At 64.6% G+C, this 25718-nt stretch carries 22 protein-coding genes; 11 read left to right on the top strand and 11 right to left on the bottom strand.

Features of this window, described 5'->3' with window-relative positions:
• Positions 1 to 12 precede the first annotated feature (12 nt).
• From CJ177_RS10955 to CJ177_RS10935, 5 genes are read left to right on the top strand one after another with little or no spacing between them, the layout of a single operon-like run.
• Positions 13 to 804: a carboxymuconolactone decarboxylase family protein gene (locus tag CJ177_RS10955; protein WP_257014476.1), complete on the top strand. Its 792-nt coding sequence runs from the start codon at positions 13 to 15 to the stop codon at positions 802 to 804.
• A gap of 28 nt (positions 805 to 832) precedes the next feature.
• Positions 833 to 1447, top strand: coding sequence for a (2Fe-2S)-binding protein (locus CJ177_RS10950; protein WP_095867731.1), 615 nt, complete (start codon positions 833 to 835; stop codon positions 1445 to 1447).
• A gap of 4 nt (positions 1448 to 1451) precedes the next feature.
• Complete coding sequence (locus CJ177_RS10945) at positions 1452 to 2429, top strand: xanthine dehydrogenase family protein subunit M (RefSeq protein ID WP_005250255.1); 978 nt, start codon at positions 1452 to 1454, stop codon at positions 2427 to 2429.
• Positions 2426 to 4573: a xanthine dehydrogenase family protein molybdopterin-binding subunit gene (locus CJ177_RS10940; RefSeq protein WP_095867730.1), complete on the top strand. Its 2148-nt coding sequence runs from the start codon at positions 2426 to 2428 to the stop codon at positions 4571 to 4573. Before CJ177_RS10945 ends, CJ177_RS10940 begins: the two co-directional genes overlap by 4 nt.
• Before the next feature lie 24 nt (positions 4574 to 4597).
• Positions 4598 to 5743: an XdhC/CoxI family protein gene (locus CJ177_RS10935; RefSeq protein WP_095867729.1), complete on the top strand. Its 1146-nt coding sequence runs from the start codon at positions 4598 to 4600 to the stop codon at positions 5741 to 5743.
• Positions 5744 to 5803: 60 nt separating this feature from the next.
• Here the strand turns inward: CJ177_RS10935 and CJ177_RS10930 are convergent, their stop codons facing one another.
• The 3 genes from CJ177_RS10930 to CJ177_RS10920 form a co-directional block, all read right to left on the bottom strand.
• The gene (locus CJ177_RS10930) at positions 5804 to 7003 is read right to left on the bottom strand and encodes an acetyl-CoA C-acyltransferase (protein WP_095867728.1); all 1200 of its coding nucleotides are present in this window, start codon (positions 7001 to 7003) and stop codon (positions 5804 to 5806) included.
• Positions 7004 to 7076: 73 nt separating this feature from the next.
• The gene (locus CJ177_RS10925; RefSeq protein WP_095864512.1) at positions 7077 to 7826 is read right to left on the bottom strand and encodes an N-acyl homoserine lactonase family protein; all 750 of its coding nucleotides are present in this window, start codon (positions 7824 to 7826) and stop codon (positions 7077 to 7079) included.
• A gap of 22 nt (positions 7827 to 7848) precedes the next feature.
• Positions 7849 to 9237: an MFS transporter gene (locus tag CJ177_RS10920; RefSeq protein ID WP_095867727.1), complete on the bottom strand. Its 1389-nt coding sequence runs from the start codon at positions 9235 to 9237 to the stop codon at positions 7849 to 7851.
• 425 nt (positions 9238 to 9662) lie between these two features.
• Between CJ177_RS10920 and CJ177_RS10915 the strand changes: the two genes are divergently transcribed.
• Positions 9663 to 10679: an MBL fold metallo-hydrolase gene (locus CJ177_RS10915; RefSeq protein ID WP_095867726.1), complete on the top strand. Its 1017-nt coding sequence runs from the start codon at positions 9663 to 9665 to the stop codon at positions 10677 to 10679.
• Positions 10680 to 10751: 72 nt separating this feature from the next.
• Here the strand turns inward: CJ177_RS10915 and CJ177_RS10910 are convergent, their stop codons facing one another.
• Positions 10752 to 12095 carry an MFS transporter gene (locus CJ177_RS10910; protein WP_257014475.1) on the bottom strand — a complete coding sequence of 448 codons (1344 nt, stop codon included), beginning with the start codon at positions 12093 to 12095 and terminating at the stop codon, positions 10752 to 10754.
• A 284-nt stretch (positions 12096 to 12379) separates the two neighbouring features.
• Between CJ177_RS10910 and CJ177_RS10905 the strand changes: the two genes are divergently transcribed.
• The 5 genes from CJ177_RS10905 to CJ177_RS10885 all read left to right on the top strand — a co-directional run bounded on the left by CJ177_RS10905 (position 12380) and on the right by CJ177_RS10885 (position 17429).
• Complete coding sequence (locus CJ177_RS10905) at positions 12380 to 13567, top strand: CaiB/BaiF CoA-transferase family protein (protein WP_095867725.1); 1188 nt, start codon at positions 12380 to 12382, stop codon at positions 13565 to 13567.
• Between the two features lie 43 nt (positions 13568 to 13610).
• Positions 13611 to 14639: a zinc-binding dehydrogenase gene (locus CJ177_RS10900; protein WP_095867724.1), complete on the top strand. Its 1029-nt coding sequence runs from the start codon at positions 13611 to 13613 to the stop codon at positions 14637 to 14639.
• 75 nt (positions 14640 to 14714) lie between these two features.
• Positions 14715 to 15761: an NAD(P)-dependent alcohol dehydrogenase gene (locus CJ177_RS10895; RefSeq protein ID WP_095867723.1), complete on the top strand. Its 1047-nt coding sequence runs from the start codon at positions 14715 to 14717 to the stop codon at positions 15759 to 15761.
• 367 nt (positions 15762 to 16128) lie between these two features.
• Complete coding sequence (locus tag CJ177_RS10890) at positions 16129 to 16449, top strand: hypothetical protein (RefSeq protein WP_061044966.1); 321 nt, start codon at positions 16129 to 16131, stop codon at positions 16447 to 16449.
• 122 nt (positions 16450 to 16571) lie between these two features.
• The gene (locus CJ177_RS10885) at positions 16572 to 17429 is read left to right on the top strand and encodes an enoyl-CoA hydratase/isomerase family protein (protein WP_095868198.1); all 858 of its coding nucleotides are present in this window, start codon (positions 16572 to 16574) and stop codon (positions 17427 to 17429) included.
• Between the two features lie 651 nt (positions 17430 to 18080).
• Here CJ177_RS10885 and CJ177_RS10880 read toward each other — a convergent pair.
• The 7 genes from CJ177_RS10880 to CJ177_RS10855 form a co-directional block, all read right to left on the bottom strand.
• Positions 18081 to 18995: an alpha/beta hydrolase gene (locus CJ177_RS10880; RefSeq protein ID WP_257014576.1), complete on the bottom strand. Its 915-nt coding sequence runs from the start codon at positions 18993 to 18995 to the stop codon at positions 18081 to 18083.
• Between the two features lie 179 nt (positions 18996 to 19174).
• A complete protein-coding gene (locus tag CJ177_RS46760) occupies positions 19175 to 19474 on the bottom strand; it encodes a hypothetical protein (RefSeq protein WP_143548677.1) in 300 nt (99 codons plus the stop codon).
• Positions 19471 to 20889: an MmgE/PrpD family protein gene (locus CJ177_RS10875; RefSeq protein WP_095867722.1), complete on the bottom strand. Its 1419-nt coding sequence runs from the start codon at positions 20887 to 20889 to the stop codon at positions 19471 to 19473. The genes CJ177_RS46760 and CJ177_RS10875 overlap by 4 nt, the downstream gene beginning before the upstream one ends.
• A 249-nt stretch (positions 20890 to 21138) precedes the next feature.
• Positions 21139 to 21903, bottom strand: coding sequence for an ABC transporter permease (locus CJ177_RS10870; protein WP_231914467.1), 765 nt, complete (start codon positions 21901 to 21903; stop codon positions 21139 to 21141).
• Positions 21904 to 22038: 135 nt separating this feature from the next.
• On the bottom strand, positions 22039 to 22878 hold the full coding sequence (locus CJ177_RS10865) for an ABC transporter ATP-binding protein (RefSeq protein ID WP_061044962.1): 840 nt from the start codon (positions 22876 to 22878) through the stop codon (positions 22039 to 22041).
• A 50-nt stretch (positions 22879 to 22928) separates the two neighbouring features.
• Complete coding sequence (locus CJ177_RS10860) at positions 22929 to 23972, bottom strand: ABC transporter substrate-binding protein (RefSeq protein ID WP_061044961.1); 1044 nt, start codon at positions 23970 to 23972, stop codon at positions 22929 to 22931.
• A gap of 83 nt (positions 23973 to 24055) precedes the next feature.
• Complete coding sequence (locus CJ177_RS10855) at positions 24056 to 25468, bottom strand: aldehyde dehydrogenase family protein (protein WP_061043246.1); 1413 nt, start codon at positions 25466 to 25468, stop codon at positions 24056 to 24058.
• Positions 25469 to 25718: the final 250 nt, after the last annotated feature.

Here is a 25718-nt window from a genome sequence, read left to right as displayed (position 1 = left end):
AAGCAACTTCTGATGAAACTGACCAGATGGTTCGCTGTCCCGGCAACGATCGTGTCGCTGTCGGTGCTGGCCACCGCATGCTCGGAGAACAACCCTGAGTCCTCGCCTTCACCCGCGGCGAAGGTGGAGTCTGTCGATTCGGTCTCCCCGGCGCTGCAACGCTACGGCGACGAAGTCCTCGAAGACCAGCTGTGGCAGCGGACCGAGCTGTCCGCCCGCGACCGCAGCATCGTGACCCTCGCTGCCCTGATCGCCCGCAACCAGAGCGTGGAACTTCCCTTCTACCTCGACCGAGCGCTCGACAACGGCGTCACCCCGGCCGAGGTATCGGAGATCATCACCCACCTGGCCTTCTACTCGGGTTGGCCCAACGCGATGAGTGCCGTCGAAGCCGCCGAACCCGTCTTCGATGCCCGCGGTATCGACGCCGCGCAGCTGCCGGACGTCTCACCCGAACTCCTGCCGGTCGACCAGGAGTGGGAGACCGCACGCCGCAACCGGGTCGACGGCGATTTCGGCCGGGTGGCACCCGGCGTGCTCGGGTTCACCACGGACGTGCTGTTCCAGGATGTGTGGCTGCGCCCCGGTCTGGCGCCCCGCGACCGCAGCCTGGTCACGGTCAGCGCGCTCGTCGCGACCGGTCTCACCGGGCAGATCCGCTCGCACCTGACCCGCGCGATGGACAGCGGCCTGACCCAGGACCAGGCCTCCGAGGTGCTCACCCAGGTCGCGTTCTACGCGGGCTGGCCGTATGTGTTCACCGCGATGCCGGTCTTCAAAGAGATTTTCGAAGCCCGCCGGTGAGTTGTCCCGAATCGAGGAGGTAACGCCTATGAGCGCGCTGGACGGTAGCAACGCCCCCTGGCGGAAGGAAATCAATCGCAGGACCTTCGTCGGATCCTCGCTGGCGGTCGGTGGTGCGGTAGTGGCGGCACCGCTGCTCGCCGCCTGCGGTGACTCCGAGAACGCGGCGAGCGAGGCACAGACATCGGTGGTGCGGATGCGGATCAACGGCGAAGAACGTGAACTGGCCGTCGACAACCGCACGTCGCTGCTGGACATGCTGCGTGAGCGCGCCGAGCTGACCGGTACGAAGAAGGGCTGCGATCAGGGTGCGTGCGGTGCCTGCACCATCCTCGTGGGTGGGCAGCGCGTCAACTCCTGTCTGACGTTGGCGGTGATGCACGACGGCGCCGAGATCACCACCATCGAGGGAGTCGCGGACGGCGACCGACTGCATCCGTTGCAGCAGGCGTTCATCGACGAAGACGCCTTCCAGTGCGGCGCCTGCACCCCGGGCCAGATCATGTCCGGCCTCGGCTGCATCCGCGAGGGCCACACCGGATCACCGGCCGAGATCCGGGAATGGATGAGCGGCAACATCTGCCGCTGCGGGGCCTACACCAACATCGCGGCCGCAATCGGCACCGCCGCCAAGGAGAGCTGACCGCATGTTCCCCTTCCGATTCAGCAAGGCTTCCGACGAGCAAGCCGCGCTCAGCGCCGCCGCGTCGGGCGCACGCTACGTCGCCGGCGGCACCACCCTGGTCGACCTCATGCGCGAAACCGTGGAGCGACCCGAGGCGGTCGTCGACATCAATGCGCTGCCCTACCGCGACATCGATGTGCAACCCGGCCGGTTGCGTGTGGGTTCGCTGGTACGGATGGCGGAGATCGCCGCACATCCCGGGGTGCGCGAACAGTTCCCGATGATCGTGCAGGCTCTGGAACTGAGTGCGTCAGCTCAGCTGCGAAACAGTGCGTCCATCGGCGGCAATCTCCTGCAACGGACCCGGTGCCTGTATTTCCGCGACGTCACCGCGGCCTGTAACCGCCGCACACCGGGCGCGGGGTGCGCGGCGATCGGGGGCCGCAACCGCACCCATGCGATCCTGGGCACCAGCGACAGCTGTGCCGCCACCCACGCCTCGGATGTCGCAGTGGCTCTGACCGCCCTCGACGCGACCGTCATCGCGCGAGACAGCAACGGGGAACGTCGAATTCCGCTCAGCGAGTTCTATCTTCGGCCGGGTACGACGCCGGACCGCGAGAACACGCTGCGCCCGGGCGAACTGATCACCGCCGTCGAGGTCACCGTCGGTCCGGAAGCACGCCGGTCCGGCTACCTCAAGGTCCGCGACCGCGAGTCGTACGAATTCGCGCTGACCTCGGCGGCGGTTGCCCTCGACATCGCCGGCGGCAGGATCCGCACCGCGCGGGTTGCCGTCGGTGGGGTCGGTACCGTGCCGTGGCGGCTGCCGTCGGTGGAGCGCGCTCTCGTCGGGCAGGCGCCGAGCGCCGAACTGTGGCGCACCGCGGCCGCCACCGCAGCCGACGGTGCGCAACCATTGTCGGAGAACGGTTTCAAAGTCGAATTGATCACGCGGACCGTCCAACGTCAGCTCTCGACCATCGGAGCACTGCCATGACCCTCGCGAGCGGCCGGCCCATCTCCCGCGTCGACGGACCACTCAAGGTCACCGGCAAGGCCACCTACACCGCCGACAATATCGAACCCGGCCTGGTCTACGCCGTACTCGTGGACAGCACGGTCGCGCGCGGCACGGTCGACTCCATAGATACCAGTGCTGCACAACAGCATTCCGGCGTGCTGGAGGTGATCACCGACTTCACCGGCGTCACGCTGCCGTTCGACCCGAAGCAGGTGCGCTCCTACGGACAGCCGATCGCAGTGGTCCTCGCCTCCACATCGGAAGCCGCGATCCACGGCGCAAGGTTAGTCACCGCGCGCTACACCGAGGCACCGCAGATCACCGACATGCACGACCCCACGGCGCCGGCCGAACCCAACACCCGCACCCCCGACTACAGCCGAGGCGACCCTGAAGGCGCCCTCGCGTCGGCGGCAGTGGTCAGCGATCTGCATTACGACATCGCGCGCAACAATCACAACCCCATCGAATTACCCGCGACCGTCGCCCGGTGGGACGGCGATCGGCTCACCGTGCGCGACAAGGTGCAGGGCGTTCCGCAGTCGCAGGCGAGCTTGGCCAAGGCCTTCGGCATCCCGGTCGAGAATGTGCGGGTGATCTGCCCGTTCGTCGGCGGCGCGTTCGGCAACGCGCTCAAGGTGTGGCCGCATGAACTCATCACGTGTTTCGCCGCACGCACACTCGCTCGCCCGGTCAAGCTGGTCCTGACTCGCAAACAGCTCTACAGCGTGGTCGGGTTCCGCCCGGCCAGCAGCCAGCGCCTGGCCGTCGGCGCCGACCGGGCGGGAACGATCACCTCGATCATCCACGAGGTGTCCATCGAGACCTCGCGCTACGACCAGTATCTGGAAGGCAACGCGCCGTACGCGCGGTTCATGTACAACTCTCCCAACATGCGCTCCACCGCGCGCCTGGTGCCGCTCGACATCAACCCGGCCGCGCCCATGCGGGGACCGGGGACCGTCACCGGCGCGTACTCCATGGAGTGCGCGATGGACGACCTGGCGCACCGGCTCGGCATGGATCCCATCGACTTGCGGTTGCGCAACGAACCGGTGGTCGACCAGTCCGAAGGACTGCCCTTCTCCACCCGGCGGGTCACCGAGTGCTTTCGCCGCGGCGCCGACGTCTTCGGCTGGTCGCGTCGCAATCAGGTGCCCGGAGTCAGGCGCGAGGGCAACCTCCTGATCGGATACGGCACCGCGGCTGCGGCCTATCACACACTGACCGCCGACTCCTCCGCGGTGGCTCAGGCCAACGCCGACGGCACCTTCGAGGTCCGCAGCGCCACGATCGACATGGGGCCGGGTACGTACACGTCCATGACCCAGGTGGCCGCCGACGCACTGGGCGTGCCGATGTCACGGGTGCGATTCGTGCTCGGCGACAGCACCTTCCCTCCCGCGCCCCTGCACGGTGGCTCGATGACGATGGCCAGCGTCGGGTCGGCCGTGCACATCGCGGGAAACATGCTGCGTGACAGGTTCATTCGTACCTCCGTCGTCGATCCAGGTTCCCCGCTGAACGGTCTGCGCCCGGACCAGGTCGGTGTCGCCGACGGCCGCATGTTCCAGACAGATGACCAGGCCCGCGGCGAGACGTACCAGGACCTGCTGCGGCGCCGCGGCTGGAACACCCTGGATTCCCAGCAGGACTGGGATGCCGGCGACGCCGCCGAACGGTATTCGATGTGGGCCTACGGTGCGGTGTTCGCCGAGGTCGTCGTCGACGAACTGCTCGGCACGGTCCGGGTCCGGCGTATGCACGCCTGCTACGACTCCGGGCGGATCATCAACCCGAAACTCGCCCATAGCCAAGCCATCGGCGGCATGGTCGGCGGGATCGGGATGGCGTTGCTGGAAGGCACGCACCTCGACTACCGCGACGGTAAGATCGTCAACGCCAACCTGGCCGACTACCTGGTCCCCGTCAACGCCGACATCACCGCCCTCGACGCGGAATTCCTGCCCGCCGAGGACATGATCGCCGACCCGCTCGGAGTGAAGGGGCTCGCCGAGGTGGTGATAGTCGGCGTGCCCGCAGCAGTTGCGAACGCAGTGTTCAACGCGACCGGAAAACGGGTTACCAGCCTTCCCATCACCCTGGACACACTGTTGTGACGGCTCGTCGGCGGGGAGGTCCGCATGCGTGAAGTGCTGGCGGATGTGATGGCGGTCTGGCGGGCAGGCGGCACGGCGGGTGTCGCCACCGTGGTGCGAACTCTGAGGTCGGCGCCACGGCTGCCGGGCGCCACGATGACCGTGGCCCCGGACGGCGTGGTCGCAGGATCTGTGTCGGGAGGCTGCGTCGAGGCGGCGGTGTACGAACTCGCGCGCGAAGTCGCCGACACTCAGCGACCGACACTGCGGCGCTACGGCGTCAGCAGCGATGACTCGTTCGACGTCGGCCTCACCTGTGGCGGGGAGCTCGACATCTTCGTCGAGGCGGTGTCGCAGCGCACCTTTCCTCAGCTTCAGACCGTGGCCGACAACCTTGCCGCTCACCGACCGACCGCGGTGGCAACCATCATCGCCCACCCCGACGACAACCGGGTCGGGGCCAGGCTGGTGATCGAGAACGACACGGTTGCCGGCACGCTCGGATCGGCGCGCACCGACGCTGCGGTGCGCGACGACGCGCGTGGTCTGCTCGCTGTCGGCCGCAGCACCGTGCTCTCGTACGGGCCGGAGGGAGAGCGGCAAGGCGACGGGATGGAGGTCTTCGTCGCCAGCCATGCGCCGCCGCCGCGGATGCTGATCTTCGGTGCGGTCGACTTCGCCGCCGCCCTGGCACAGCAAGGATCGCTGCTGGGTTATCGGGTCACCGTGTGCGATGCCCGCCCGGTCTTCGCGACTCCCGCCCGGTTCCCCGCCGCCGACGAAGTCGTCGTGGAGTGGCCCCACCGCTACCTCGCGGCCCAAGCCGACGACGGTGCGATCGATGCCACCACGGTGATCTGTGTGCTCACCCACGACCCGAGGTTCGATGTTCCGGTCCTCGACATCGCGTTGCGGCTGCCCCGGGTCGGTTATGTCGGTGCGATGGGATCGCGAAGCACTCATACCGATCGGCTGCGGCGGCTGCGGCAAGCGGGCCTGACCGACACCGTACTGTCGCGGCTGCGCAGTCCGATCGGTTTGGATCTGGGCGCACGCACACCCGAGGAAACGGCGGTATCGATCGTGGCCGAGGTCGTCGCGTCACGGTGGGGCGGTGCCGGTCGTCCGTTGGCCGAGACCGGCGTGCGCATACATCGCGACGTTTCCGATGCCGTCACCATCACCCGTTGAAGTCGGCCCTCCGAGCACCCCGAGATGATCGGCGCACGCTTCACATGGTGTTCATGTGGTTCAGATTTCGAATAGCCCAGCGGCGCCCATGCCGCCGCCGATGCACATGGTGACCACGACGTATCGGGCTCCGCGGCGACGCCCTTCGAGTAGTGCGTGTCCGACGAGGCGGGCGCCGCTCATGCCGTAGGGGTGGCCGATGGAGATGGCGCCGCCGTTGACGTTGTAGCGATCGGGGTCGATGCCGAGGTGGTCGCGGCAGTACACCGCCTGGGAGGCGAAGGCTTCGTTGAGTTCCCACAGGTCGATGTCGTCGATCTTCAGGTCGTGTTGGCGGAGCAGTTTCGGGATGGCGTGGACGGGGCCGATGCCCATCTCGTCCGGGTGGCTGCCGGCGACGGCCATCCCTCGGTAGGTGCCGAGGACATCGAGGCCGCGGCGGGCCGCCTCCCGGCCTTCCATGAGCACGGCGGCCGAGGCGCCGTCGGAGAGCTGGGAGGCGTTGCCTGCGGTGACGGTGGCCTTCTCGGTGACGTGCCCGTTCTCGAGGACGGTGCGCAGCCCGGCGAGTCCGGCGAGATCGGTCTGTGGGCGGTTGCCTTCGTCCTGGGTCACGGTGACCGTCTCGACGCCGGCCTCCCCGGTGGAGCGGTCGGTGACCGCCTTGGTGGTGGTGAGGGGAACGATCTCGGCATCGAACAGCCCCGCCTGCTGAGCGGCGGCGGTGCGGTGCTGGGACAGAAGCGCGAAGGCGTCCTGGCGATCGCGGGAGACGCCGTAGCGTTCGGCGACGATCTCGGCCGTCTCGAGCATCGGCATGTACGTCTGCGGCAGGTTCTCCACCAGCCACGGGTCACGGGCCCGGTAGCGGTTCGCGTGATCATTCTGCACCAGCGAAATCGATTCGACGCCGCCGCCGACCGTGACGGTCATGCCGTCGGCAATGATCTGTTTCGCGGCGGTGGCGATTGCCATCAGCCCGGATGCGCACTGGCGGTCGATGGTCATACCCGGCACGGTGACCGGCAGCGAGGCGCGCAGCGACGCCTGGCGGGCGATGTTGAGTCCGGAGGCGCCTTCCTGCATGGCGCAGCCGAGGACGACGTCGTCGATCTCGGCAGGGTCGATCGAGGCCCGCTCGACCGCGGCGGTGATCGCGTGGGCGGCGAGGTGCTGCGGCTGGGTGTTGTTGAAGGCGCCGCGGTAGGCCTTGCCGATCGGGGTTCGTGCCGTGGAGACGACGACGGCTTCTCGTGTCACTGGGTTCCTTCCGGAGTGAGGCGATGATGTTCAGCAGGGAGCCGGGGTTCGGCGCCCTCGAGAATCGGCGGGATCACTTGAAAATCGACCGTTCGAGGACACGGAAGTCATGGCTCGGGATGACCTCGCAGTCAAGGGCTTCGATCTTCAGCAGACTCTCGTGATAGGCGACGAGATCGGTGAAGAGTCCGACGGGAATGTGGTCGGCTTCGGCGTCGCCCTCCCAGTTGTCGTACAGGTAGACGCAGTCGCCGGCGATGAGGTAGCGGGTGGTGTCTGCCTCGACGAGAACGCCCTGCGAGCCTGGCGTGTGCCCTGGCAACGCGACCAGTGTGATTCCCGGAGCCAACTCGGTGTCACCGTCGACGGGAACGATCTTGTCCTCGGCTCGCTGCCAGGCGGGGTCCATATCTGGCAGTGCTTCGAATTGCCGACAGTGCCAGGGCACGGGCTGTCGGGCGAAGTCGAGTTCACGTTGCTGGACGACGACGCGTGCGTTGGGGAACAGATGGTTGTTCGAGCTGTGATCCCAATGCAGGTGTGTGTTGACGACGAGGCGCACGTCGTCCGGATCGATGCCGGCGGACCGCAGCGCCACCTCCGGTCGTTCCTCGACAGTTTGTTCCATCTTGATGCGGTGGGTGTCCCAGGCTCGGCTGAGGTCGGCCCCGGTGTCGACGACCACGGGCGCGTCCCCGCCTTCGATCACGAACATGATGAGCGGGAGGTCCATGGTGTCGCCCCATCCCCGCAGATAGGTGAACGAGGGCTTCGGGAGGCCGAATACTCGGCCGACAGAGAATGCTCTGATCGTCAGGCTCATGGGACCACTCCGATGTAGTTGTCTAGTTGTTGTCGGCTCGTGCGAATCCGATGTCGGGAGGGAGTTCGTCCAGTGCCCTGCTGCGGGTTTCTCGAAGGACGACGGTGCACGCAAGGCCCACCAGGCAGTAGCCCGCCAGGAAGATCCCGAAGACGAAGCCGCCGTGGCTGCCGATGATGCTTGCTGCGACCAGCGGCGGGACGCCACCACCGAGGATGGCAGCGAGGCTGTAGGCGAGACCGGCGGCGGTGAAGCGGTAGCGCGTGTGAAACAGCTCGGAGAGGAACGACCCGCAGACTCCCCAGCCGTGGCCGGCGATGAGGAAGCTCACGGTGATGCCGATCCAGAACGCGACCGGTGACTCGGTGTCGAGCAGGGGGAAGAGGACCAGCGCCCAGGGTATGCCAATCATGTTGACGATCAGCAGAACAGGTCGACGGCCGATTCTGTCGGACAGGATCGCACCGGAAATCATCGCGAGACCGTTCACGACGTTCCCGAAGATCCCGGCCGCGAGCACCCCGTGCTGGCTCAGGTGCAGCGTCGCGGTTCCGTAGTTGATCAGATACGCGATCCCGATGTAGCCGAAGGCGAACGATGACACGAGCGCCCCGGCACCGAGGAGGATCTCCCTCCATTGGTTGGCCAAGGCATCCTTGAACGGGAGACTGCTTCGCCCGCGCCGCTTGACCTCGTTCGCGAAGATCGGGCTCTCCTCGAGCTTGAACCGGGCGTAGAGGCCGACTGTGACGAGAACGATGCTGAGGAGGAACGGAACACGCCAGCCCCAGGCGATGAATGCCTCGTTGCTCATGAAGAGGCCGGTCACGAAAAAGGTCGACAGCGCGAGGATGTTGGCCACCGCTCCGCCGAGGTTGGTGAACATCGACCAGAAGCCGCGGCGGTCGCTGGGAGCGTTCTCGGACGTGAACAGTGCAGCGCCTGCCCATTCACCGCCCGCGGCCAGCCCTTGGGCTACGCGGAGCACGATGAGCAGGATCGGTGCGACGACCCCTGCGGTCGCTGCGGTGGGCAGCAGACCGATGATGACCGTGGCGGTACCCATCAGGCACATCGTGGAGATGAGTGTGCGCTTGCGGCCGAGACGGTCCCCGAAGTGTCCGAACAGGATGCTGCCGAACGGGCGGGCTACGAACGCTACGCCGAGAGTCGCGAATGCCACGACCGTTCCTGCGTAGGTTCCCAGGGCCGGAAAGAAGGCATGGGCGAACACCAGAGCAGCTGCTGTACCGAAGATGCCGAAGTCGTAGAACTCGATGACGGTTCCCATGAAGCTGGCGAACGCCACCTTCGGCATCTTGTTCGTCTTGGCCGTGGAAGGATCGGCGGCCCCCGTCGGGCGCTCGGCAACTGGAGAGTCCTGCGCCGGAGGGGGGAGGTAGTCGGTCACGCGAGAACTCCTCAATGCCTTCGAAGTAGTGAGCGCAGCGGGCGGTTGCGGCCCCGCGGCGGCACCTAGTGCAGCCGAAACACATTCGTGCGTATATACGAACTATCGGCTCCATTTGTGAACTAAAATGTATCCCGCCTCACAACCCCCGTCAATAGCGACTCGGCTCATCGGTCCACGAACACCCTGCCCGAACGCCCCGTTGACCCCGCACGCCTACCGTGGACGTCGTGACAGCCATGGCGTAGCGTCTGCACCACTCACCCAGTGTCGTTGCCCTGGGGCGGTTTCCAGTCGCCATCTTGTTGCGCGCAACATCACTGGTTCATCACCATCGGAGAGGTCATCGTCACTATGGTCCGGCGAACACAGTCGAATAGTCTTCTACCAGTCGCAAGTTCACTCACCGAGCGGAATACCGTCCGATGAGCGATTCCGACGCCTCAGGATGTTCGTTGATCGCTCCCGGCCTGTGGCAGATCGCCATGCCGTTTCCGAGTCCGTTGCGGCATTCCTTCGCCTATCTACTGCAGTCCGATCGCGGTTATGTTGCAGTCGATCTGGGGTGGGACAGCGACGAGGGCTGGACGGCGTTCACCGATGGACTCGAGCGCGCGGGTGGAACGCTGGACGACCTGACGGGTGTGGTGGTGACTCACGGCCATCCCGACCACTACGGCCTGGCAGCACGAGTCCACCGGTCCACCGGGGCGTGGATTGCGCTTCACCCCGCCGAATACCCCCAGATAGCGCGCACCACCGCGGACCGTCGCCGGCGCCTCGCCGAAATCACGTCGTGGCTCGATCGTGTCGGAGTGCCTCCCAACAGGTCCGCCGATCTCCTCGCCGACCGTGACCAGCTCATGCTCGAAATGTCGTCGCAGTGGCCGGACCGCGAACTTGTCGACGGAGCCACGGTCCCCGACACCGACGGCCAACTTCTTGCGGTGCACACACCCGGACACACACCAGGTCACATGGTGTTTCACGATCGCGGCCGGAACATTCTCTTCACCGGCGACCACCTGCTGCCCCGCGTGTCGGCCAACATCTCACAGCGCCCGACATCAGGAGAGGACCCCCTCGGCGACTACCGTGCCTCACTCACGAGGTTAGGACCATTCGGCGACGCCATGGCCGCACCCGGGCACGAGTGGACCTTCACCGGCGTCGATCGACGAGTACGCGACGTGGAAGTGCACCACCTCGCGCGGTTGGACGAAATCTGGAATGCGGTCGCAGACGGTCACCGCACGGCCTGGGACGTCGCGAATGCGGTGAAGTGGGCGCGCCCATTCGATTCGCTGAATCCGCGCGGCGCCCGCGCCGCCCTGGGCGAAACCATGTCCCACCTCGTGCGACTGGAACGCGAAGCACGGATGGAAAGGCAGGAAGGCAGTCCGCTGATCTGGTTGCCGATCGCCGATCAGACCTCTTCCTGAATTGGGGCCAGCACTGTGCCGGTACCCGTACGGGTACCGGCACAGTCTCGTACCAGGTCGAGCACCGACGGATCAGGCGGCTCGTGGGGCGTCCGGAATGTCGTCCAACTCGAAGTCCCGCGTTTCCCTCAACCTCAGCGTGCACGCGATGGAGACCAGGCCGATGCCGGCCAGTAGGACGCCGAAGGCGAGACCTCCCCACGTCGAGATGACGCTCGCGGCGATCAGTGGGGGAAGTGCACCACCGAAGATTCCGGCGAGGCTGTAGGACAGACCCGCGGCGGTGTAGCGGTACCTGGTGTGGAACAGCTCCGACAGGAAGGACCCCGCGACACCGAAGGCATGACCGGCAACGAGGAAGCTCACCGCAAGACCGATCCAGAACGCGGCCAGCGATTTCGTGTCGAGCAGCGGGAACAGCACCAGCGCCCAGGGGATCGCAACAATGTTCGTGACCAGCAGAATCCTTCTCCGGCCTACGCGGTCGGAACGGGTTCCGCCTGAGATGATGCCGATTCCGAGCATCACACCACCGAACACGCCGGCTCCGAGGACCTGTGAGCGATCCAGATCGAGCGTTGCGGTGCCGTAGTTGGTCAGGTAGGACGCGCCCATGTAGTTGAGAGCGAAGGCCATCAGCAGTGTGCCGGCGCCGAGCAGGATCTGCCTGCCCTGGTTGCGGAACGCGTCCGCGAACGGAAGTGAGCTGGCTCCCTCGCCCTTGATCTGCTTGGTGAACACCGGCGTGTCATCGAGCTTGAGGCGGACATAGAGGCCGAAGACCACCAGGAGCGCGCTCAGCAGGAAGGGGATCCGCCAGCCGTAGGACACGAACGTCTCGTCGGTCATGAACACACTGGTCAGCAGGAAGGTCGTTGCGGCCAGCATATTGGCGGCAGCGCCGCCCAGGTTGGTGAACATCGCCCAGAAACCACGCTTGTCCTTCGGCGCATTCTCCGTGGTGAAGAGCGCGGCACCGGCCCATTCACCGCCCGCTGCCAGCCCCTGCGCAACGCGCAAGAGAATAAGGAAGACCGGTGCGAGGACACCGATCGTTTCAGCAGTGGGAAGTACACCGATGAGAACGGTTGCAACACCCATGGTCAGCATGGTGGCGATCAGCGTGCGCTTTCGCCCGAGCCGGTCTCCGAAGTGTCCGAAGAAGATCGCCCCGAACGGTCGCGCCACGAACGCCACACCCAGCGTGGCGAACGAGACGACGGTGCCGGCCTGATTCCCCAGGGCTGGGAAGAACACGTCGGAGAACACCAACGCCGCGGCGGTGCCGTAGATGATGAAGTCGTAGAACTCGATGACAGTGCCCATGAAGCTCGCGAGGGCCACCTTGCGCATCTTGTTCGTACTCGGGGGCGAAGCGGGGGAATCCACTCCCACCGGCTGCTCTTGCAGCGACATCCGGTCTTCTCCTTGATGGTGGGGCGATCCGACGTGAAGCCGAATCGCCGCGGCCCCGCACCTCGATACAGAGTTCGTATATAAGTACGAGTGTTCCTAATAACAATCCATTTGACGATAACTGTGGCGCCCGTCACGAGTCAAGGGCTCGCCCCGACCGCCGGCGCGAGGTCGCGACACTGCCGCCTCGGCCCCATTTTCGTTCATTGACACCTCCCTGGGGCACGCCTATCGTTTCGCAGTAACAAACTTTTGTCCGTAATTACGATCACGAAGGGGTGGGTATGCCCGCACTCAACGGTGTGAAGGTCATCTGCGTCGGGCAGTTCTATTTCGCGCCCTACTGCTCGATGTTGCTCGCGCGGCTCGGCGCGGACGTCATCAAGATCGAGGCGCCCGCAGGCGACCCCTATCGCAGGTTGGCCACCGCCGCCGAGGACGGCTCGTCAGTCCAGTTCAGCATGTTGAACTCCGGGAAGCGCGCCATGCGGTTGGACCTGAAGAACCCCGACGGACAGGCCGTGCTTCGGCGACTCGCCGAAACCGCCGACGTTCTCATCCAGAATCTCGCGCCGGGCGCAATGGACCGTTACGGCCTGGGCTACGAAGAGTTGGCGAAGATCAATCCACAACTGATCGTCGCTTCCGGCAGCGGATTCGGCTCGTTCGGGCCCTACGCGGGACAACCCGCGATGGACCTGACCATCCAGGCCCGCACGGCAGTCATGAGCACAACCGGATTCATGGAAGGGCCCCCGACTCGCACCGGCCCCTCGGTGGTCGACTTCATGGGAGGAGCCCATCTCGTCGGCGGCGTCCTCGCGGCGCTCTATCAGCGCGAGCACACCGGTCGAGGCCAACACGTGGAAGTGGCGCTTCAGGACGCGATCCTGCCGTCGCTCACCTCGAACATCGCGGGCATGGCCCACAGCGAGAACTCGATGCCGGAGCGGACCGGGAACCGTCACGGCGGCATGGCCGTCGTGCCGTACAACGCGTACCGGGCACGCGACGGTTGGGTGACCGTGCTGTGCCCCACTCAGACGCACTGGGATCGGCTGTGCGACATCATGGGTGACCCCGAGGCGAAGGATCCCCGCTTCGATTCGATGGGGGGCCGATGCGATCACGTCGACGACGTCGACATGATCGTCGAACGGTGGACGAGCACACACACCAAGCAAGAGGTGGCCGACCTGTTGCAGAACACCGGCATCCCCACCGCCCCCGTCATCGACCTTGCCGAATTGATGGTGGATCCCCACATCGCCGAGCGTGGCGTCCTGCGCCGGATGTCCGACGACAAGGGCTCGTGGATGACACTCGGCAGCCCATTGTTCCTCTCCGACTCACCGATCGTGGAGCCGACCAGGGCTCCCGGTCTGGGTGCCGACACCGACCAGATCCTGCTCGAGGAGCTGGGTATGTCGGCCGAGGAGATCGAGAGACTGCGCTCGGCTGGGGCCATCTGAGGGTAGTCGGCACCCGTAAAATCATCTGTAACAGGAGGTAGTAATGCAGGGTCTGGTGTTCGACGGAGATCGGCGGGTTTCACTGCGCCCATTTCCAGACCCGAAGCCGGGCGAGGGTGAAATCGTCATTCGGGTAACCGCATCGGGTATGTGCGGAAGCGATCTGCACTACTACCGTGCAACCGCCGACACGACGCCCGACGCGACGGACGTCTGCATCGGCGGCCACGAGCCGGCCGGAATCGTCGAGGAGCTGGGACAGGGCGCCGACGACAGCGTGGCCATCGGCGATCGTGTGATGATTCATCACTACGCGGGCTGCGGACGCTGTGTCGCATGCCGATCCGGGTGGACGCAGATGTGCACCACCAGCGCTCCCCTCGTATACGGCAAGAACGCGCACGGCGCCCACTCCCCGTTCATGCAGGTTGCGGCCAGGTCGGCGCTGAGGCTTCCCGACTCCCTCTCCTTCGAGGCCGGCGCGGCCATCGGGTGCGGGACGGGTACCGCGTGGGGCGCCCTGGAACGACTCGGCGACATCGGTGGCACCGATGTCGTGGTGTTCGGGCAAGGACCGGTCGGTCTCTCCGCGACCATGCTCGCCGCGGCGCGCGGTGCCCGCGTCATCGCAGTCGACCTCGAACCCAAGCGGTTGGCGCAGTCGACTCGATTCGGCGCTGCCGACACCGTCGACGCCGGGTCCGTCGACGCCGTCCAGGCGCTCAAGGATCTGACCCGCGGCGTGGGCGCCCCGACCGTCGTGGAGACCTCCGGTGCCACCGCAGCAGCCAGGTCGGCCGTGGCGGCTCTGGCGCCGTGGGGTCGTCTGTGTGTGGTGGGTTTGGGTGGCACCGTCGAACTCGATGTGCGGCAGAACCTCTCACGGCAGCTGACCGTCATGACGTCCTGGTCGCTGTCGAGCGTTCAGCAGCTGGAGTGTGCCGATTTCATCGATCGTCACGGGCTGCCGGTCGACGACCTGTTCAGCGATCGCTGGTCCTTGGACCAAGCAGAAGAGGCGTATACGAAGTTCGACAAACAGGACGCAGGCAAAGGCGTTTTCGTCTTCTGACCGACCTGAACAGATTCATATCCGATCCGCCTCGGCCACACAGTGGTCGGCGATGGCGAATAGAAAGGTCAAGTGATGCTTGTCAACGCCCGCTCCACGGCTGCACCCGGTGCGCCGTTCGAAGCGACCAAGATCGAGAGACGGGACGTCGGCCCGACGGATGTACTGATCGACATTGCGTACGCCGGCATCTGCCACACCGATGTCAGCCGCGCGCGCAGCGAATTCGGCAAGACGAATTATCCACTCGTCCCTGGACACGAGATTGCCGGAACCGTGTCCGCCGTCGGCGGAGAGGTGAGTAAATTCTCTGTGGGTGACCGCGTCGGGATCGGGTGTTTCGTCGATTCGTGTCGCGAGTGCGACCACTGCAAAGCGGGCCTCGAGTCGTACTGCCGGGTGGAACACATCCGGACCTACAACGCCGTCGGCCGCGACGGGAAGGTCACCCAGGGTGGATACAGCGAGAAGATCGTGGTGGACGAGGCGTACGTTCTCCGGATCCCGGACAGTCTCCCGCTGCACGAGGCGGCACCCCTCCTGTGCGCCGGAATCACGACGTACACACCCCTCCGCCACTGGAAGGCCGGCCCCGGCAGCAGGGTCGCGATCGTGGGATTCGGCGGCCTCGGACACGTCGGTGTGTCGATCTCCAAGGCTCTCGGTGCTCACACCACCGTGCTGGATCTGACCATGGACAAGGAAGCCGACGCTCTGCGACGCGGCGCCGATGCCTATCGGCTGACGACGGATCCGACGGTCTACACCGACTATGCCGACACCTTCGACCTGATCGTGTCGACCGTGCCGGCGAACCTCGACTACGACGCCTTCCTTCAGATGCTCGCGCTCGACGGAACTTTCGTCAATCTCGGTGTCCCGAAGCGTCCGATCAGCTTCGACGTGTTCTCCCTGCTGCACAACCGCCGGTCGATCGCGGGAACGCTGGTCGGTGGAATCGAGGAGACGCAGGAGATGCTCGATTTCTGCGCCACCCACGGAATCGCTGCCGAGGTGGAGGTGATCGGCGCCGACGAGATCGATCGGGCCTACGATCGCGTCGCTGCGGGTGATGTCAAGTACCGCTTCGTCATCGACATCAGCACGATGGCTTCGGCATAATCCGCGAACCCTCATCGACCCAGCGCTCGCACGCCGTCGCCGTCCGGTGCCATCCGACGGCGACGGCGAGGGACTGTGGGACTGACCCAGTAGAACAAACCATCGCGACCGTGGACTGTTGTCAAGGCGCTCCTTGCCATGCATCGTCAAAACTGCCTGTCCCGTCGTTGGCCGCCTCTGCCCCTTCGTCACGATCGACATCGACCTGATCGTCCTACCACGGGGTCGGAGTATCAGGTACGAAGGTTCTCAACGAGGCCTGATGTGACAGTCGAGAGCGTCTGGCACTCTGCGTATTTCCCTCGCTGCGGCGAGGATCCCCACACTTCCAAGGCTACGGCTGTCCCTATTATTGGATTGAATTCGCATGAACTCTCGTGAGTATCGCCAGTGGCGCCAACGGCGTCGCGCCGCCTGGATCGAAGTCAACCGTCAACGGATTCATTCCGACACCGATGCGGAGTGTCTCATCGAGTTTGCCAGCAAGTGGGCACCATTCGGGGGCGCAACCGAGGAGGAAATCCTTGTGCAGTTCGGAATGACAATGCGCCGGTTCATCGAGCGATTGTGGCAGGTCATCCCTGAATCGAACTGTCTCCCAAGTGAGATACGCATTTTAGCGAGCGTATATCCGTACCCCGCCGAGTCGGCGGTCCGCACGTCATTGGGCGTGACCGGAACCTTCTAGTATCGCGCGACAGCCTGACCGTCACATTGCCTGCCCCACCGCGCACGAGAATGTGCGACGCGACCGGCGTTCTGGGCATCTCACTGCACCCGATCCCACACCCGACAGCCCTAGGGAACATCATGACCCGCCCGCAGTACGACTCATTCACCACGTTGACGGTAGAGGACCTGGGGCGAATAGTCATCGCGACTGTGGACAACCCACCGTTGCACCTCTTGACACGCCACCTGGTAGAAGACCTCGACACATTTACCCGGCACGTCTCGGCCGACCCCGATGCGCTGGTCGTCGTCTTGAAGAGTCGGGATCCCGACATCTTTATCACTCACAACGACTTCGCAAATCTCTACCGTATGCAGCCACCAGAAATCCCCGCGTCAGTAGGTGAGGTCGGCCTCAACCACATGCACGAAATCTGCGAGCGCCTGAGGACGATGAACAAGATCACGATTGCACAGGTAGAAGGCCGAGCGAGCGGCGGCGGCGCGGCCATGGTGATGGCATGTGACATGAAGTTCGGCGCCATCGGCAAAGCCGTCTTCAACACGATGTCGGTTCCCATCGGCAGCGTTCCGGGCGGCGGTGCATCGCAATACCTTCCACGCCTCGTCGGACGGTCGCGTGCGATTGAACTCATCATGGGAGGGCTCGATCTGGATGCGCTGACAGCCGAACGCTGGGGTTACCTCAACCGCGCACTTCCGCCTACGGAGATCGACGACTTCGTCTCCAGCGCCGCGCGACGCATTGCCTCCTGCCCTGCGGAGGCTGTTCGTCTCACGAAGGAAGTCATCGCCCTGGCAGACGGGCCCATCGAGGATGGCCTGCGACAAGAGAACTTCAGACTCCAACGTCTCATGGCCTCGTCTGAGTCCTTGGCGAACGTGGAGCGATTCCTCGCCATCGGTGGTGCGACGCGAGAGGGCGAGATGCGTCTAGAGGCCCTACTCGGCGATGTTCTCAGTTCCTCATTATGACGGATTACCCTCCATCAGACTGGATCAAGCAGGCACCTGGTTGGTCGGAACCTGAGCGGTGCTTGTTCGCCACCCTTCCTGTCGCTTTGCGGGACGGGTGAATATTCGGACTGTAGGCGGTGATCTTGCCGATCCTTTGGCCGGGTTACTAGTAGCCCGTAGAGGACGCTGCCGCCGGATTGTTCGTGCCCTCGACGACAGGGACGAGCAGCCGGACGTTGTCGCCGGCCGGCGCGACTGGCTCCTCGATCCCCCTCCAGACGTATCGCTGATGACACTCGGCGAATTTTCAGCGAGCGCCATCATCGCCGCCGACGGCGTCACCTGTTTCCTAAAGTTGTTCGTTGACATGAGATCTGCCTCGTGCCGATGTCGCACAAGCCCTTCGGAGAGGCTGCCACTAACTCATCGGTGCCCGCCCAGAGTGGGCGGGCACCGTGACCAGAAGTTAAATGGCTGTTCCGACGATCAGTGAAGCACTGATCCACCCGGCCAAGGAGTGTGACCAGAGCCCCGAGGTCGGTCATAGCCAATTGCACCGACTGACAATCGTTGTCCGATCCTTCCCCAACACAGACGGTCTCAGCTGCCAATTACCTTGCGCCGACTATCATTGGGTAAACCCGACTGCTCCCACTTACTCGCTGCACCTTATGCAGAAGTGGCGAGGATCCACTCGCGGAGTAAGCGCGCGATGTCGGCGCTGTTCTTCTCCAACATCATCATGTGCCCGTTGCCGTGAATACCTCGCTCGGCGAGTCGAATGAAATCGTGCTCGACACCAGCTTGGGCGAAGTACGCCGACGTCGCGTGGTCGTACGGCGCGTGATACGAAGCCTCGCCGGACACGATCAGAATTCGGAGACGAGCCAAATTCGGCAGCCTGCGCGCAGGCTCTGCCTGACGCCAGTACCGCACGAATCCGGGTCCGTCCGCCCTTTCCTGACGCTCGAACGACAGCTCGTCCGCCGATTCGGCAGGCGGCGAGTACGTGATCGGCGCCCGCGTTACTCCCCATGGCCGGGCGAGATCAGCATCGTCGAACCAGTCCGGCTCCGGAGTGAAACGTACATCGTAGACCGGCGGACCGTTCGGTTCGATCGCCACGATTGCGCGTGTTAAATCGGGACGTGCGTCGCCGATCTGCCAACCGAAGGGGGCGCCCAGGGAATGGGTGAGTAGAACAGCGGGACCGATCTTGTCGAGCAACGCGGCGCCGGCGTCGCGCATGGCACGCTCCACCGACGCTGCGTCGACCGAACTCGATACCTGTGACGCGTAGAACTGGTCGAAGGTCGGATCTCCTCGATTTCCTTCCCCTGGCCACTGGGAGTGCAGGTGCGCCTGCGGCCAGGCCGGTGCCGACCCGTCGGCGCACACCCGGCCCGCTACCGCGGTTGCCGGGCGTACTGCGCCCACCTGGTCGTGACCTTGGGCTCGACCTCGGCCTGGCGCGTCGACGACGTACACGGCGAATCCGTGCGCAACGAAGTTGTCGGCCCAGCCACGTCGCCCATCGGGCGTCGATAGGAAGCCGGTGCCGGTCTGTCCGCCTCCATGAATCATTATCACTGGAAACGGGTAACGCAGGTCCGCGGGTCGCTGGTATTGCACGAATACCTGGCCCGTCATGGTGTCCGTGTCATCGTTGTACCGGCCACCGACATAGAAGCAGCCTTGGTCGGACAGTACGAGCGGCCATCCGGATTCCTCTGTATCCTGGGCGGGTTCGTTCCGCTGTTCTGTCATGTCCTCGTCCGCAATGCCTGTGAACGTCGACACGCCTGTCCGGTCGTAGCTCGCCCGAGAACTCCGTCCATCGAGATCAACGGTTCGGTGCTGGTGCTGGTGCTGGTGCTGGTGCTGGTGACTACGGTCCACGGAGTGGGGTCGTGGGCGTGCTGCAGCCAGTCACCGCCGAGCGCCAACGAATCAAGCTCGACAAGGGTGAGCATCCCACCGTCGACGACCTGTACTGCTCCTTTCGACGCGGCACCGGACGAGGATTCAGCTGGATTGGACAGGTCGGGTTGTGTAGACGTCACGACACAGGTCCTACAGCGAGCAGGCTACTCACCTCATTGACGTCGTCTACCGATTCGAGGGATGCGCACGCCTGGAAGAACTGATCGAAACGACTCTGTCCGACCCGACGTACCAGCAGGTCTTCCCATTTCGCCCGCAGATCGTCCCAGGTCGGGGCTGGGGTCCTGAATCGATGCCCACGGGGGTGCTCGACCCTGCGCGAAACCGAGCCACCGGCGAACTCGATCGTCACTTCGGCGCCTCGCCCTTGCGGCTGAACGCGATCGAATTCCGCGTCGCGGATCAGGTGGACGAGCGACTTCAGGTGCAGCACCTTCGGGTCGTTGAGCAACGTCGCCGAGTGTGCTTCGTCGAATCCAAGGTTGCCAGCGACCAGAGCGGCCGCAACCATGTGCTGTAGACAGATGGTCGGCATCGACCGGTTGTCGACAACGCTGGCGGGATGAGACGGCATACGAACGGTGATCCGCTCGATGTCGTCGAGCTCGAAGCCGTGCTCACTCTTCAATCCGAGGGCGGCTTCAACCGGGGAATGGATGGGGTAGCCAGCGGAATAGAACTTGAAATTCGCGCCCATCACCGCATAGTCGGCGCCGAGATCCTTCGCCAGCTGTCCCTCACGGCCCTGTTCGGCCCAAGTGTCGATGATCCCGCCCGGTGCCTCGAAAATGTTATCGCTGGCCTCGAAACCCGTTGCCGCCAGCACCGCGCCGGTGACGCCCGCGTATGCCGCCTGGCCGGTGACGAACGCTTTACTCATGTGCCTGCGTTCCCCGTAGGGCGCGTTGAGCGCAACGCTTTGCTGGACCGCCAAAGCGGCGGCGAACAGGTGACGGCTCTCGTCCAAACCGAGCAGCCGCGCACATGCGAATGCCGCACCCAGCGAATGCAGTGAACCCGGATCGATCCCATGGTTGCCCATCATGGGCGCAAGGCCACCTGTCACCGAGATGACTCGTGCGCCGACGTCGTAACCGAGGGTCACTGCGTTCACCAGATCGCGGCCGGTGCAGAACTGGCGTTCGGCCAGTGCAGCCGCCGCCGGGACAATGATCGCGGCCGGATGACCGGTGCCGAGGAAGTCCGACGTTGCATGGACGCTGTCGAACTCATCGGCGTGGCCGGAGGTGCCGTTGGCGAGGGCAGCTAGGGGCGCTGAACTTCGGTCGGGTGCTCCGAGCACCACTGACTGCGGTTTGCCGCCCATATCGGCGACGTAGCGTCCGATGATCCGGCCTGCCGGGAGCTCGGCGCCTACGAACCCGCAGGCGAGCTGGTCGAACACGATGAGCTTCGCACGATCGGCCACCTCCCCGGGCAGTGTTTCGTACTGGGTGGCAGTGGCGTAGCTCGCCAATGCATAAGCGGCACTGCCGACCAGGGTGTCTGCGGCGACTTCATGTTGCTTGAGCATTCTTTTCCGTATCTTCGTCGTGACGATGTCAATCGCGACACCGCCAGGGGGGCGAACGCCTCGTTGAGTTCCATCGGTCGATGCCGTCGACCTTCAGATCGCACAGCCCTTGGGCTACGCGGACCGGACCGGACCGCTACCGGTCTCGTCGGGTCGCAGCCGACCGCGATTTTTCCTGTCGGTGCCGGGATACCGGGTCCGACGCGGCGCTGGGGCTTTCGGCGACGCGGCGTCGCGGCTGACTCGGCATCACATCGCGCTGCCGGAGTTCTTCCATTCGAGCGGCTTCTTCGTCAGCGCGGTCATGACCCTGTCGATCAGGAATCCGGCAAGCAGGAGCGCGATCAGCGCCGCGTACGTGCCCGCGGAGTTGAACGACGACGCGTTACGTGCGACGAGGTGACCGAGGCCCTGGTCGCCGGCGAGCATCTCGGCGACGACGACTCCGACGATCGCCTGCGGCACCGCGAGCTTGAGTCCTGCGAAGACCCACACCAGCGCCGAGGGAAGCCGGACGCGCCACAGTACGTCCAGGGTCGATCCGCCCATGATGCGGACGGAGCTGATCAGCGATTGCTTCACTTCCCGGATGCCGAAGAAGGTGTTGAAGAAGATGAGAAAGAATGCGACGACCGACGCGGTGAGGATTCCCAGTGCTGATCCGATTCCGACCCACATGATGAAGAGCGGGATCAGGGCGAACTTCGGCATGGTGTAAAGCGCGGTGATGAATGGTTCGAAGGTGTCGCCCAATAGCCGTGACTGACCCAGGATTACTCCGACCGCGATGCCGGCGGTTCCACCGAGCACCAGACCGAGGGCGGCGTTGCTGAACGTCTGGAGAGCGGCGTCGAAGACGGTTCCGTCGAGCAGCCATTCCCAGAAGAGCGGGAACACCTTCGATGGCGCGCTGATCATGATGTCGTTGATCAGCCGACCCGAGACGAGCTCCCAGGTAGTGACCAGGAATGCGATGATCGCGATCTGTGCGAGGGCGATTTTCGCACGGTGCATCCTACGAGTGTGTGAGACCGTACTGCGCCGCTTCACCGACGGGGACGCCGGACCCGCCGGTGCGCTGAGGACTTGTGTGGACATAATATTTCACCTGTCTTCGTCAGGGGTTGATGCTCGATGGATTCGTCACGCTCAAACGGCTGGCATGTTCGGGTCACGCGCGCCACGGAGCCCTTCATTCAACTCGCGCTCGAACCGGGCGTACTCGTCTGTGTAGACGATGGTTTCGAGGTCCCTGTCGTCACCGTAGGGAACTTGGAACTCGGCGACCAAGCGGCCGGGTCGCCCTCCGCCGACGATCAGCACTCGGTCGGCCAGCTTTGCTGCCTCGGCGATATCGTGAGTGACGAAGACGACCGTTTGGTTCAGTTTCTTCACTGTTCGTCGTAGCTCGACATGCATCTGGTGGCGAAGCTGGGCGTCGAGGGCCGCGAACGGCTCGTCCATCAGGAGCAGGCGGGGATCGTAGATCATGCTTCGTGCGAGGAGTGCGCGGCGGCGCATGCCACCACTGAGCTGGCTCGGAAACAGACTTCCGGCTTCCGAGAGATCCAGAAGCGAGAGGTAGTGCTCGACCTGCGCCTTGGTTTCGGACTTGCTCACTCCTCGCATGCGCAGAGGCAGACCGACATTCGCTTGGACGGACATCCAGGGCAGGAGGGTGTCGTCCTGAGTCATGTAGCCGACATTGGTGTTGACACCGTTGATCTCGGCGCCGTCGAAACGGACGTATCCGCTGCGCGGGCTCAGCAGTCCGGCGGCGAGGTTGAGGATGGTGGTCTTTCCGCATCCGCTCGGTCCGAGCAGGACGACGAACTCGCCAGGTTCGACCTGCATTGTCACATTGTGGAGAACGTCTTCACGTTCGTCGAAACCTATCGCTAGGTTGCGTACCTCAAAGATCGGCCCGGATGCGGGGCTGGTAGCTGATTTCGCGGCGGCTCGTCTTGCATGGTGGGCTAACTTCGACATGATCAGGCTCCTAGAGGTATAGCTCGGGGTAGGCGTTGACTCGAGCTCCGTCAGTTCTCTCCGCGCGCCACCGGGTTGACGACTGTCTCGTATTCCAGTTCGGAATAGTCATGTTCGGAGAGAGGATCGAAGATTCGGACGAAGGTGTTCCAGTCCTCTCGAGTGAACAGGTTGCCCTCGTAGTACGCCTTGACGGCTTCGGTCCACGCGAGGTCGAACACCTGCTGATCCATACCGGAGTAGATGGAGTTCTTCAGGATCTGCCCCGTCTTCTCCGGCTCTTGCTTCGTCATCCGGGTGGTTTCGGCGAGTGCCTCGCGGATGCGGTCGACGAGCTCGGGGTTCTGCTCGATGAAGCGGGTGGGGGCGAAAACCACATTGCAGACGTAGCCGTCCAGTGCCGGTGCTTCGCCGGCCGGCACCGAGATGAGCGTGGTGGCAGTACCTCTCGCCACGGCAACCTCGCCAGAACCGGCAGCAGCCCACGTTGCATCGTAGGTACCCTGCTCGAGGCCTGCTCCTACTGCAGTCGTGGTGTCTGCGAGGGGAACGAGCTTGACGTCGCGGTCGGGGTCAAGCCCTGCGTGGGTCAGCACGACGCGCAGCGCGGAATTGCCGGCCGAGCCGGTCACTCCTGCGCCGATCGTCATTCCGCGAAGTGCCTGCACTCGCTCGTCCGGGCCGGCATTGACGTCGACGTTGAACCTCTCGATCGCGCTGTTCGAGACGACCAGGCTCTGGATGATGTCGCTGGTACCTGCGATGATCTGAAGATCCGCTCCGCCGATCACGGCATCGACGAACGCGTTGGAGCCTGCGATTGCGATGTCGGCATCGCCGGAGAGGATCGCTGCGATCTGGTTCGAGCTTCCCGATCCAGCGATGTTCACTTGTTCGAAGTTCAGACCGTCCTGCGTGAAATCACCTTGAGTCAAGAGTGCTGCGGGCGCCGTGTTGAACGACTGGCTGCTTGTGACTCGGACGGTCGTCACGCCAGCTTCGTCGGCCTTCAGTGGCCCGGACTGAGCGCCGCAGGCCGTCAATGCAACCGCGAGTGCAGGAATGGCCACCATGGCCAGTCGGCGAAACATCATTGTTCATTCCTCGTATTGATTCGGTGGTGTGCAACGACCGCTGGGCGCGAGACCGGATGGCGTTGACATTGTTGTCGCAACTGCTATCCGATCGACTTGTACTCGAGGTACTCCTCGACCCCGAAGCGGCCCGATTCGCGACCGATTCCGGACAGCCTGAACCCTCCGTGCGGTGCCTTCAGATTCACGGGCGAACCGTTGATGCGGATGCGTCCGGCGCGCAGCTTGCTCGCCAGCTTCTTCGCCCGATCGGCGTCGCCGGCCCAGATCGCCCCGGCAAGCCCGTACACGGAGTCGTTCGCGATCTGGAAGGCCTCTTCCTCACTGTCGAACGGGATGATGACGACGACGGGCCCGAAGATCTCCTCCCGGGCGACTCGAAGCGAGTTGTCGCCGGAGAAGACGGTGGGGCGCACGAAGAATCCACGCTCGATGCCCTCGGGTGCCTCGGGACCGCCCGTCAGCAGACGCGCGCCCTCGTCGATTCCCAGCTGGATGTAGTCACGGACACGCTGGCGCTGCGCCGCGTTCGCAACCGGACCGAGCGTCGTGCTGGGGTCGTAGGGATCTCCCAGAACGAAGCTCTCCGCCGCACGGACCGCAAGCTGCTCGGCCTCCGCCAGTCGCGATCGCGGCACCAGGATCCGAGTGAGTGCGCCGCAGGCCTGCCCCGTGTTACGGAAGGAGTCCTCGATTCCGCGGGTGACCGCAGTCTCGAGGTCGGCGTCCTCGAGGATGATGTTCGCCGACTTGCCGCCGAGTTCCAGGCAGACCTTCTTGACCGACCGCGACGCCAACTCCATCACCCGGCGACCGGCGCGAACCGACCCCGTCAGCGACACCATGTCGACCAGCGGGTGCGTCACGAGCGCCTCACCGACCACCGGACCGGTTCCCGACACCAGGTTGAACACGCCGTCGGGAAGCCCCGCCTCCTCGGCGATCTCCGCGAACAGGAACGAGCTCAGCGGAGCCAGCTCCGTCCCCTTCAGCACCACGGTGCACCCGGCGGCGAGCGCCGCCCCGGCCTTGAGGCTCACCATCCGCATCGGACCGTTCCACGGCGTGATGGCGCCGACGACACCCGCGGCCGCACGGCACACCGTCGTGTCGCCGACCTGCTCCGACCAGACGATGTCGCGGAGGCTGTCCGCGGCGATCTCGAAGTCCTTGATCGCCGCACGTGCATGCGCGGCCTCCGCCATCTTGGCGGGATATCCGAGCTCGGAGACGATGGTCTCGGTGATCTCGTCGACCCGCGCCTCCATGCCGCGCGCGATCTTGTGCAGCATCTCGGCGCGCTCGTCGATCGACGTCTGGGACCAGGCCGGAAACGCGTCCGCCGCCGCCTGCGCGGCGAGATCGACGTCCTCCGCAGTGCCTGCCGGAATGGTCGCGATCGTCTCCTCCGAGATCGCACTGATGACGGGAATGACGTCGGCGCCCGCCGAAGGGACCCACTTACCGTTGATGAAGATCTGATCCTTGACGATCAACCGAAATCACTCCTGTGATGTGTTGTGGCCGCGGGGCGGACAAGGCTGCCAGCACTCGGACACCCCGGCGAACGCAGATATGAAGATGGCATACGACTCGGGCTTGGCCCTACCTCATCGTGTTCGCATATACGAACCTTTGATCGAGAGTGTGACCTTGAGCACGCTACGCGGATTCGGACAAACCTGTCAATGCCTCTCCCCGGTCGTTCGCTCGGACTCACGCAAAACCTAGGTAGCTACCGATGGG

Origin of the sequence: Rhodococcus sp. ACPA1 (assembly GCF_002300195.1) — a bacterium.
Taxonomy (GTDB): Bacteria; Actinomycetota; Actinomycetes; order Mycobacteriales; family Mycobacteriaceae; genus Rhodococcus_F; species Rhodococcus_F opacus.
Note: the sequence above shows the minus strand (reverse complement) of the source record. Positions and strands in the feature narration are given on the sequence as shown.

Excerpts from the sequence above, each read along its gene's own strand:
- CJ177_RS10955 (WP_257014476.1), top strand. The coding sequence starts at position 13 with ATGAAACTGACCAGATGGTTCGCTGTCCCGGCAACGATCGTGTCGCTG.
- CJ177_RS10950 (WP_095867731.1), top strand. The coding sequence starts at position 833 with ATGAGCGCGCTGGACGGTAGCAACGCCCCCTGGCGGAAGGAAATCAAT.
- CJ177_RS10945 (WP_005250255.1), top strand. The coding sequence starts at position 1,452 with ATGTTCCCCTTCCGATTCAGCAAGGCTTCCGACGAGCAAGCCGCGCTC.
- CJ177_RS10940 (WP_095867730.1), top strand. The coding sequence starts at position 2,426 with ATGACCCTCGCGAGCGGCCGGCCCATCTCCCGCGTCGACGGACCACTC.
- CJ177_RS10935 (WP_095867729.1), top strand. The coding sequence starts at position 4,598 with ATGCGTGAAGTGCTGGCGGATGTGATGGCGGTCTGGCGGGCAGGCGGC.
- CJ177_RS10925 (WP_095864512.1), bottom strand. The coding sequence starts at position 7,826 with ATGAGCCTGACGATCAGAGCATTCTCTGTCGGCCGAGTATTCGGCCTC.
- CJ177_RS10915 (WP_095867726.1), top strand. The coding sequence starts at position 9,663 with ATGAGCGATTCCGACGCCTCAGGATGTTCGTTGATCGCTCCCGGCCTG.
- CJ177_RS10910 (WP_257014475.1), bottom strand. The coding sequence starts at position 12,095 with ATGTCGCTGCAAGAGCAGCCGGTGGGAGTGGATTCCCCCGCTTCGCCC.
- CJ177_RS10905 (WP_095867725.1), top strand. The coding sequence starts at position 12,380 with ATGCCCGCACTCAACGGTGTGAAGGTCATCTGCGTCGGGCAGTTCTAT.
- CJ177_RS10900 (WP_095867724.1), top strand. The coding sequence starts at position 13,611 with ATGCAGGGTCTGGTGTTCGACGGAGATCGGCGGGTTTCACTGCGCCCA.
- CJ177_RS10895 (WP_095867723.1), top strand. The coding sequence starts at position 14,715 with ATGCTTGTCAACGCCCGCTCCACGGCTGCACCCGGTGCGCCGTTCGAA.
- CJ177_RS10890 (WP_061044966.1), top strand. The coding sequence starts at position 16,129 with ATGAACTCTCGTGAGTATCGCCAGTGGCGCCAACGGCGTCGCGCCGCC.
- CJ177_RS10885 (WP_095868198.1), top strand. The coding sequence starts at position 16,572 with ATGACCCGCCCGCAGTACGACTCATTCACCACGTTGACGGTAGAGGAC.
- CJ177_RS10880 (WP_257014576.1), bottom strand. The coding sequence starts at position 18,995 with ATGATTCATGGAGGCGGACAGACCGGCACCGGCTTCCTATCGACGCCC.
- CJ177_RS10875 (WP_095867722.1), bottom strand. The coding sequence starts at position 20,889 with ATGCTCAAGCAACATGAAGTCGCCGCAGACACCCTGGTCGGCAGTGCC.
- CJ177_RS10870 (WP_231914467.1), bottom strand. The coding sequence starts at position 21,903 with ATGCACCGTGCGAAAATCGCCCTCGCACAGATCGCGATCATCGCATTC.
- CJ177_RS10865 (WP_061044962.1), bottom strand. The coding sequence starts at position 22,878 with ATGTCGAAGTTAGCCCACCATGCAAGACGAGCCGCCGCGAAATCAGCT.
- CJ177_RS10860 (WP_061044961.1), bottom strand. The coding sequence starts at position 23,972 with ATGATGTTTCGCCGACTGGCCATGGTGGCCATTCCTGCACTCGCGGTT.